The following is an 8,782-nucleotide window of genomic DNA, read 5'->3' on the forward strand; positions in this document are numbered from 1 at the left end:
GCGGTCAGCCCTTCTTCTTCCGGAACCGGGCGGCGGGGAGCGTCCGGCCGACGACGACCGTACGGCGGGTGGCCCGCTCCGCGGGCTCGCTCCCGGCGGCGGGCGCGCCCCGGCGTCCCATCGCCTGGCGTACGCCGTAGCCGAACGCCGCGACCTTGACGAGGGGGCCGCCGAACGTCGAGGCGACCGTGGTGGAGAGCGCCGAGGCGTTCGAGGTGACTTCCTGGACGTCCGAGGCGATGGCGTCGACCCGGTCGAGCTGGGTCTGCGCGGAGCGGACCGTCGCGGAGGCGTCCGACAGCAGGGGGACGGCCTGTTCGGTGACGTCCGCCACCAGCCGGGTGGTCGCCTTGAGCGTCTGTGCCAGTCTCACCAGCACCACGGCCAGGAAGGAGACCAGAATGGCCCAGAACACGGCCACCAGGATTCCGGCAACCTCTCCACCGGTCACGCCGCACCGCTCCCTGATCGTCGAAGGTCACTGACAACTGACAGGCGACTGGAAAAGTCGTCGTCCGAGCCTATCGCGCCCGCGGCCCGGCCCCGTACCGCATTAACGGCACGCGGGAGGGCGGGCGGAGCCACGCGAAAGCCCGCCGGCTCTCCGCCCGTGGAGGGCGGGGAGACGGCGGGCTGAAGCGTGGTGGAGCTACCGCGTCCGGGTCAGCGGGCGTAGTACTCGACGACGAGCTGCTCGTCGCAGATGACCGGGATTTCCTTGCGGTTCGGGTCGCGGTCCAGGCGGAACGCCAGCGCCTTCAGGTTGACCTGGAGGTAGCGCGGGGTCTCGCCGTCCGTGTCGTAGCCACCCTCACGGGCGACCTGGAAGGGGACCTTGTCGCGGCTGCGCTCGCGGACCATCACGACGTCGTCGGGACGGACGCGGAACGACGGCTTGTCGACCTTGCCACCGTTGACCTCGATGTGACCGTGCACGACCATCTGACGGGCCTGGTAGATGGTGCGGGCGATGCCCGAGCGCAGGACGAGCGCGTCGAGACGGCGCTCCAGCTCGACGACCAGGGCCTCGCCCGTCTTGCCGCCGGCCTTCTTGGCGCGGTCGTAGGCGCGGGCCATCTGGCGCTCGCTGATGTCGTACTGGGCACGCAGGCGCTGCTTCTCCAGCAGACGGACCTTGTAGTCACTGTTCTGCTTGCGTCCACGACCGTGCTCACCCGGCGGGTAGGGACGGGCCTCGAAGTACTTGACAGCCTTGGGCGTCAGCGCGATACCGAGCGCACGCGACTTCTTGACCTTGGGACGCGACTGGTTAGGCACGTTCTCCAGACCTCCGTTGTAGGTTAGGTTAGGCTCACCTTACTAAAGGAGATCGCATGTCTCGCCCTGGGAACACCACGCGCATCACGGACATCACAGACAAGCTCGGCGCGGAGAGCGACGAATCGACGGAGGTCCGATCAGCTCATGGTCAGCCGCGTCCCAGCGGGCTTGAAATCGATCGGATGCCGTCAGCAGCCGAACGCACACGAACTCTCGTACAGGGTACATGCTCGGCGGTGCTGCTCATCCCCGGCCTGGACGGGGCCAGGCCGTACCAGCTCATGCCCGACGTGCGGTCCGTGGGCCCGGACGGCGAGGTGTTCCTCGTCTTCCCGTCGGATTCCCCGGCGGTACGGGCCGCCACCCACGCGCAGGACGACGAACTCACCGCGGTGCTGGAGCTGACGGATGTGGCACCCGTCTCCGTACCCCACCGTATCCGTGGCCGGGCCTGGCTCTCCGGCTGGCTCACCCGCGAACCCGGTCTGGCGGACGCCGGCCGGATGACGCTGCGTCTGGAGGTCGGCGAGGCGTGCGTGGACGACCTGTGGGGCGCCGAGCCGGTGGAGCCCGAGGACTTCGTACGGGCGGCCCCCGACCCGCTGGTGGAGCACGAGGCGGAGCTGCTGCAGCACCTCCACTCCGCGCACAGCGCGGAGGTCCGGTCCCTGCGGGGGCTGCTCGGCGAGCGGACCGCGTCCGCGTCCGCCGCCGGGACGGCGGCCGTACCGGTCGGGATCGACCGCTTCGGACTGCGGGTGCGCTTCACCGGCGTCCAGTGCTTCGACGCCCGCTTCGACTTCCCCGAGCCGGTAAGGAACGTCAACGAGCTGCGCTACGCGATGCACACGCTCTTCGACGCGGCCGGCCAGTAGCGCCCCACGGGACACGGCCGTACGCGGTGGGGAGCCGCCGGGGGGAGGCCGGACCCGCGGAGGTCTCAGCCGGTGTCGCCGCGCAGCCGCTCGCGCACCTTGTCGACCACGTCCGCGTAGCGCGCTTCCGCGCCGTACCGCGTGGGCTCGTAGTAACGCCTGTCGCGCACCGACTCCGGCGCGTACTGCTGGGCCGCGATCCCGCCGGGGACGTCGTGCGGATAGATGTAGCCCTGGGCATGGCCGAGCTTGGCCGCTCCCTTGTAGTGGCCGTCCCGCAGATGCGCCGGAACCTGGCCCGTCAGCCCCTTCTTCACATCCTCCAGGGCCGCCGCGATCGCGGTCGTGGCGGCGTTGGACTTGGGTGCGAGCGCCAGCGCGATGGTGGCGTGGCTGAGGGTGAGAGCGGCCTCCGGGAAACCGATCATGGCCACGGCCTGGGCGGCGGCGACCGCGATCGGCAGCGCGGTCGGATCGGCGAGGCCGATGTCCTCGCTCGCCGAGATCATCAGCCGTCTCGCGATGAACCGGGGGTCCTCCCCCGCGTCGATCATCCGGGCCAGATAGTGCAGCGCCGCGTCCACGTCGGAGCCGCGGATCGACTTGATCAGGGCGCTCGCCACGTCGTAATGCTGGTCGCCGTCCCGGTCGTACATCACCGCCGCGCGGTCGACGGTCTCCTCCACGGTCAGGAGGGTGACCTCCTTCTCGCTCTTGGCGAGCGCGGCGCCGGCCGCCGCCTCCAGCGCGGTCAGCGCGCGCCGCGCGTCACCGCCCGCGACGCGCAGCAGATGCGCCTCGGCGTCCTCGGGCAGGGTGACGGCGCCACCGAGACCGCGCTCCTCGGCGAGCGCCCGCCGCAGCAGGGCGCGCAGGTCCTCGTCCGTGAGCGGCTCCAGTGTGAGCAGCAGGGAGCGGGAGAGCAGCGGGGAGATCACCGAGAAGTACGGATTCTCCGTGGTGGCGGCGATCAGCGTCACCCAGCGGTTCTCCACCGCGGGCAGCAGGGAGTCCTGCTGGGCCTTGCTGAAGCGGTGGATCTCGTCGAGGAAGAGGACCGTCTCCTTGCCGAAGCCGCCGGAGGCGCGCCGCGCCCCGTCGATGACGGCCCTGACCTCCTTGACGCCCGCGGTGATCGCCGACAGCTCGACGAAGCGCTTGTTGGTGGCCTTGGAGACGACGTACGCGAGGGTGGTCTTCCCGGTGCCGGGCGGGCCCCAGAGGATCACGGACGAGGGGCCCGCGGGGCCGCCGCTGCCCTCGCCCACCAGCCTGCGCAGCGGGGATCCCGGCTTCAGCAGGTGCCTCTGGCCGACGACCTCGTCGACGACACGGGGGCGCATCCGGACGGCCAGGGGGCTGGCGGTCGGGTCCTTCTCCTGGCGGTCTTCCGCGGCTGCGGTAAAGAGGTCGGGCTCCACGGGTGAAGCCTATGCCCCGCCACTGACAACACCGTCAGCACAGTCCCGCCCGTGGGCGGACCGGGCGCTCAGCTCGTCCAGAAGTCCCACCAGCGCGTCAGGATCAGCATCCCGATGATCCCGATGTGCAGCGCGGGGAGGACCCAGGTGAACTCGGCGAGGAAGCCGCGCAGCCGGTCGGGGGCGGGCAGCACCCCGTGACGGATGTTGTGGGAGGTGACGTACCAGAACATCAGGATCGTGGCGACCCAGGCCAGACAGCACCAGAGGCAGAGCGAGTTGATGTTGTACAGCGACTGGTACTGGAGCCAGGTGCAGAATCCGACGCCGAAGAGCGTCCCCGCGTTCAGCCCCAGCCAGAACCAGCCCCGGTAGCGGGCCCCGGCGAGCAGCCCCATCCCGATGGCGATGACCACGGAGTAGGCGGCGAGGCCGAGCATCGGGTTGGGGAAGCCGAAGACCGACGCCTGGGCGCTCTTCATGATGTTGCCGCAGGACACCACCGGGTTCAGGCTGCACCCCGGGGTGAAATCGGGGTCCTCCAGCAGCTTGAACTTGTCGATCGTGATCACCCACGCGGCGAGCAGCCCCGCCGCGCCCGTGACCACCAGCAGCAGCGCGAAGACCCGCCCGCCCCCGACCGTGCCGGGAGGATTCCCGTCCTTGTGGTCGGAGGAGACGTCGCCAACCGCTGCACTCGTCATATCGCCGTTCCATCGCTGAGGAGGCCAGTACGGACAGGGTCATTCTGCCGTACGGGTCACCGCGGCGGACCGGCTCCCCGGCGCCGGGCGGCGCTCAGCCGAGCCGCCGGGTCACCTCGGCCACCAGGGTGTCGAGCGCGATCGCCGTCTGCTCGCCGCTCTCCATGTCCTTGAGCTGGGCCACGCCCTCCGCGAGGTCCCGCTCCCCCGCGACGAGCGTGTAGCGGGCGCCGGACCGGTTCGCGGACTTCATCGCGCCCTTGAGGCCCCGGCCGCCGAAGGCGAAGTCCGTGGCGACGCCCGCCGCGCGCAGTTCGGTGACGACGCCGAAGAGCCTGCGGCGCGCCTCCTCGCCGAGCGGGATCGCGTACACGCTGGTGGCCGGCGGGATGTCCAGCTCGATGGACTCGGCCTCCAGCGCCAGTACCGTACGGTCCACGCCGAGCGCCCAGCCGACCGACGGGAGGGCGGGGCCGCCGAGCATCTCGGAGAGCCCGTCGTACCGGCCGCCGCCGCCCACCGCCGACTGTGCCCCGAGACCGTCGTGGACGAACTCGAAGGTGGTGCGCGTGTAGTAGTCGAGGCCGCGGACGAGCTTCTCGTCGTCCTCGAAGGCGACGCCCTGGACGGTCAGCAGCTCGCGTACCTCTTCGTGGTACGCCTTGCACGCGTCGCACAGGTGGTCGCGCAGCATCGGGGCGCCGACGAGCTGCTTCTGTACGTCGGCGCGCTTGTCGTCGAGGACCCGCAGCGGGTTGATCTCGATGCGGCGGCGCGTCTCCTCGTCCAGGTCGAGTCCGCGCAGGAAGCCTTGCAGCGCCTCGCGGTAGACGGGGCGGCACTCCTTGTCACCCAGCGAGTTGAGGAGGATGCGGAAGTTCCGCAGGCCCAGCGAGCGGTAGGCCTGGTCGGCCAGGATGATCAGCTCGGCGTCGAGCGCGGGGTCCTCGACGCCGATCGCCTCGGCGCCGACCTGGGAGAAGTGGCGGTAGCGGCCCTTCTGCGGACGCTCGTAGCGGTAGTACGAGCCGGAGTACCAGAGCTTGACGGGCAGGTTGCCGGCCTTGTGGAGGTTGGCCTCCAGCGCGGCGCGCAGGACGGAGGCGGTGCCTTCGGGGCGCAGCGCCAGCTTGTCGCCGCCCTTGGTCTCGAAGGCGTACATCTCCTTGGAGACGATGTCGGTGGACTCGCCGACGCCGCGGGCGAACAGCTCGACGTTCTCGAATCCGGGCGTCTCGACATAGCCGTAGCCGGAGTTCTTCAGGGGCGAGGCGATCGCCTCGCGTACGGCGAGGAAGGTCGCCGAGACGGGCGGGATCAGGTCGTAGGTGCCCTTGGGTGCCTGAAAAGTGCTCATGGAGATCGGTGTTTCACATTCCTCGTCGCGGAGCGGCGTGCGTGCCGTCTCCCTGGCCGGTGGCCACGTCCCGGAGATGGGGGTTGGTGGCGCGCTCCCGGCCGATGGTCGTCTGGGGGCCGTGGCCGGACAGCACCACGGTCGAGTCGTCGAGCGGCAGGCACACCCGGCCCAGCGACGCCAGGATCTCGGCGTGGTCACCGCCGGGCAGGTCGGTGCGTCCGATGGAGCCGGCGAAGAGCAGATCGCCCGAGAAGAGGACCGGCGGAATGTCCGCGGCCTCGGGCATCGCGAAGGTCACCGACCCCTTCGTATGGCCGGGCGCGTGCGCGACGGTGAACTCCAGGCCGGCCAGCGTCAGCCCGGCGCCGTCGGTCAGCTCCCGCAGGTCGTCCGGCTCGCCCACCGTCAGCTCGCCCATGAGCGGCATCCCGATCGAGCGGCCCAGGGCCTTCTCCGGGTCGCTCATCATGTAGCGGTCGGCGGGGTGGATCCACGCCGGTACGTCATGCGCGCCGCACACCGGGACGACGGAGGCGACATGGTCGATGTGCCCGTGCGTGAGGATGACGGCGACGGGCTTGAGACGGTGCTTCCTGACCGCTTCCTCGACCCCCTGGGTGGCCTGATGGCCCGGGTCGATGATCACGCACTCCTCACCCGCGGCGGGGGCGACCAGATAGCAATTGGTCCCCCAGGCTCCGGCGGGGAAACCGGCAATGAGCACGATCGTCCTTATATGTCGTCCGGCGCGCGTGGTCCGGCGGAGAATGCGGCTGCTCGGAGAGGATACCGGCGCTCCTCATTCCACAGCCAACCCATATACCGTACGCATCTGGTGCCCCTCCCGGAAAAGTTTGCCCGGTCGGGGCACCGGTCAGGCCGGATGGGACCGAACAGGATCACACACAGACACGAGGAGTGGACCCGGTGGTCAAGAGCGATCAGCGGCGGCGGCAGCTCGCCAGGGAGAAGTTCGAGCGGCAGCAGCAGCGGCGGGTTGAGGCCCGGCAGAAGGCGAAGCGGCGTAACACCGTCATCGCCTCCGTGCTGGCCGTGGTGGTGCTCGCGGGAGGCGCGGCGTACTTCTCCATCGGTCTGAGCGACGGCGACAGCGCGAAGGACGACGCAGCCTCGGAGGCGAATCCGTCCCCGTCGCCCTCGGAGACCGAGAGCGCCGAGCCCGAGCCGAAGATGGCCATCGACAAGAACGCGAAGTACACGCTGGGCCTCAGGACGAGCCAGGGTGACATCGCGATCGCCATGGACGCCAAGAAGACACCGCACACGGTGAACTCCTTCAAGGCGCTCGCCGACAAGGGGTACTTCGACAACACGAAGTGTCACCGGCTGACCACCGAGGGGATCTTCGTGCTCCAGTGCGGTGACCCGAAGGGTGACGGCACCGGCGGCCCCGGCTACACGATCGAGGACGAGAATCTGACGGCCCTCGGCAAGGCCGGCGCGGACGGCAGCGTGACGTATCCGGCGGGCACGGTGGCCATGGCCAACACCGGCCAGCCGCACACCGGCGGCAGCCAGTTCTTCCTGGTCTACAAGGACACCAAACTGCCGCCCAGCTACACCCCGTTCGGGACCATGGACGCCGCCGGGCTGAAGACGGTGGAAGCCGTGGGGAAGGCCGGCGTGGACGGCGGGGCGGGCGACGGCGCGCCCAAGAAGGCCGTCACCGTGGAGAAGGGCACGGTCGACACGGCGTGACCCTGTGAATTTCGGCCGCGCTGAGTGCGGACAGCCGGGCGGCCGGTCGCCTAGATTGGCGTTGTGCAGGGCGGGCGCAGCCCGTCCCAGGAACTGTGGATGATGCCCGGGGGCCATTCCCCTCACGGGCATCAGGTGGAGGAGGCGCTGTGAGCAGCGACCCGTGGGGCCGCGTCGACGAGACGGGCACCGTGTACGTGCGGACGGCCGAGGGCGAGCAGGTCGTCGGATCGTGGCAGGCAGGATCTCCGGAGGAGGCTCTGGCCTATTTCGAGCGCAAGTACGAGGGCCTGGTTGTCGAGATCGGCCTCCTTGAGCGGCGGGTGAGGACCACCGACCTGTCCGCGAAGGACGCGACGACGGCCATCGACCATCTGCGCGGGCAGGTGGACGAGCACCACGCCGTCGGCGATCTCGACTCGCTCCGGACGCGGCTCGACGCGCTGGTCGCCACGGTCGAGTCGCGCCGCGAGGAGCGCAAGGTGCAGCGGGCCAAGCAGACCGACGAGGCGCGCCACGCCAAGGAGGCGCTGGTCACCGAGGCGGAGGAGCTGGCGCAGAGCGACCAGTGGCGGACGGCCGGCGAGCGGCTGCGGGCGCTGGTGGACATCTGGAAGGGCCTGCCCAGGCTGGACCGGAAGTCCGACGACGAGCTGTGGCACCGCTTCTCGCACGCGCGCTCGGCGTTCTCCAAGCGGCGCAAGGCGCACTTCGCGGCGCTCGACGCGCAGCGCGAGGATGCCCGTAAGGCCAAGGAGAAGCTGGTCGCCGAGGCGGAGGCGCTCTCCGGCTCCACCGACTGGGGCGGTACGGCCGCGCGCTACCGCGAGCTGATGACGGACTGGAAGGCGGCGGGCCGCGCGCAGCGCGAGGCCGAGGACGAGCTGTGGAACCGCTTCCGCGGTGCTCAGGACGTCTTCTTCGCGGCGCGCGGCGAGATCTTCGCCGAGCGCGACGCCGAGCAGACGGAGAACCTGAAGCTCAAGGAGGAGCTGGCGGTCGAGGCCGAGCGGCTGGTGCCGGTCACGGACCTCAAGTCGGCCCGGTCCGCCTTCCGCGCGCTGAACGAGCGCTGGGAGGCCATCGGCCACGTACCGCGCGACGCGAGGCCCAAGGTCGAGGCGCGGATGCACGCGGTGGAGCGGGCGCTCCAGGACTCCGAGGAGAACGAGTGGCGCCGGACGAACCCGGAGGCCCGTGCGCGGGCCGCGGGTCTGACGGGGCAGCTCCAGGCGGCCGTCGACAAGCTGCGCAAGCAGATCGACACGGCGCGCGCGGCGGGCAACAACGCGAAGGCCGACAAGCTGGCCCGGGAGCTGGAGGGACGGCAGGCGCTGCTGGACCAGGCCCTCAAGGGCCTCCAGGAGTTCGGCGGCTGAGCAGGCCCTGAGCAGGCTGAGCAACGCGTACAGCGGGCGGCCC

At 70.5% G+C, this 8,782-nt stretch carries 9 protein-coding genes; 3 read left to right on the forward strand and 6 right to left on the reverse strand.

What is annotated here, in order from left to right:
* Positions 1-4: 4 nt before the first annotated feature.
* Together ACFXPL_RS21520 and rpsD are read right to left on the reverse strand one after the other, a co-directional pair.
* On the reverse strand, positions 5-451 hold the full coding sequence (locus ACFXPL_RS21520; RefSeq protein WP_384921748.1) for a DUF948 domain-containing protein: 447 nt from the start codon (positions 449-451) through the stop codon (positions 5-7).
* A 212-nt stretch (positions 452-663) separates the two neighbouring features.
* On the reverse strand, positions 664-1,278 hold the full coding sequence (gene rpsD, locus ACFXPL_RS21525) for a 30S ribosomal protein S4 (RefSeq protein ID WP_114622954.1): 615 nt from the start codon (positions 1,276-1,278) through the stop codon (positions 664-666).
* Between the two features lie 185 nt (positions 1,279-1,463).
* Between rpsD and ACFXPL_RS21530 the strand changes: the two genes are divergently transcribed.
* Positions 1,464-2,156: a DUF2470 domain-containing protein gene (locus tag ACFXPL_RS21530; protein ID WP_384921783.1), complete on the forward strand. Its 693-nt coding sequence runs from the start codon at positions 1,464-1,466 to the stop codon at positions 2,154-2,156.
* Positions 2,157-2,221: 65 nt separating this feature from the next.
* On the opposite strand, the gene ACFXPL_RS21535 is transcribed toward ACFXPL_RS21530, so the two are convergent.
* From ACFXPL_RS21535 to ACFXPL_RS21550, 4 genes are all read right to left on the reverse strand, one after another.
* The gene (locus tag ACFXPL_RS21535; RefSeq protein ID WP_384921752.1) at positions 2,222-3,577 is read right to left on the reverse strand and encodes a replication-associated recombination protein A; all 1,356 of its coding nucleotides are present in this window, start codon (positions 3,575-3,577) and stop codon (positions 2,222-2,224) included.
* A 68-nt stretch (positions 3,578-3,645) separates the two neighbouring features.
* On the reverse strand, positions 3,646-4,281 hold the full coding sequence (locus tag ACFXPL_RS21540) for a vitamin K epoxide reductase family protein (RefSeq protein WP_384921755.1): 636 nt from the start codon (positions 4,279-4,281) through the stop codon (positions 3,646-3,648).
* Positions 4,282-4,375: 94 nt separating this feature from the next.
* Positions 4,376-5,638: a histidine--tRNA ligase gene (gene hisS / locus ACFXPL_RS21545; RefSeq protein WP_384921758.1), complete on the reverse strand. Its 1,263-nt coding sequence runs from the start codon at positions 5,636-5,638 to the stop codon at positions 4,376-4,378.
* Between the two features lie 13 nt (positions 5,639-5,651).
* Positions 5,652-6,365: an MBL fold metallo-hydrolase gene (locus ACFXPL_RS21550; protein WP_384921761.1), complete on the reverse strand. Its 714-nt coding sequence runs from the start codon at positions 6,363-6,365 to the stop codon at positions 5,652-5,654.
* A gap of 203 nt (positions 6,366-6,568) precedes the next feature.
* Between ACFXPL_RS21550 and ACFXPL_RS21555 the strand changes: the two genes are divergently transcribed.
* Both ACFXPL_RS21555 and ACFXPL_RS21560 read left to right on the forward strand, forming a co-directional pair.
* On the forward strand, positions 6,569-7,360 hold the full coding sequence (locus tag ACFXPL_RS21555) for a peptidylprolyl isomerase (protein WP_384921765.1): 792 nt from the start codon (positions 6,569-6,571) through the stop codon (positions 7,358-7,360).
* A 149-nt stretch (positions 7,361-7,509) separates the two neighbouring features.
* Positions 7,510-8,739: a DUF349 domain-containing protein gene (locus tag ACFXPL_RS21560; protein ID WP_384921768.1), complete on the forward strand. Its 1,230-nt coding sequence runs from the start codon at positions 7,510-7,512 to the stop codon at positions 8,737-8,739.
* Positions 8,740-8,782: the final 43 nt, after the last annotated feature.

The organism is Streptomyces sp. NPDC059092 (genome assembly GCF_042756365.1).
Classification (GTDB): domain Bacteria; phylum Actinomycetota; class Actinomycetes; order Streptomycetales; family Streptomycetaceae; genus Streptomyces.

Coding starts and splice junctions, on each gene's coding strand:
- ACFXPL_RS21530 (WP_384921783.1), top strand. CDS start 1,464: ATGCCGTCAGCAGCCGAACGCACACGAACTCTCGTACAGGGTACATGC.
- ACFXPL_RS21540 (WP_384921755.1), bottom strand. CDS start 4,281: ATGACGAGTGCAGCGGTTGGCGACGTCTCCTCCGACCACAAGGACGGG.
- hisS (WP_384921758.1), bottom strand. CDS start 5,638: ATGAGCACTTTTCAGGCACCCAAGGGCACCTACGACCTGATCCCGCCC.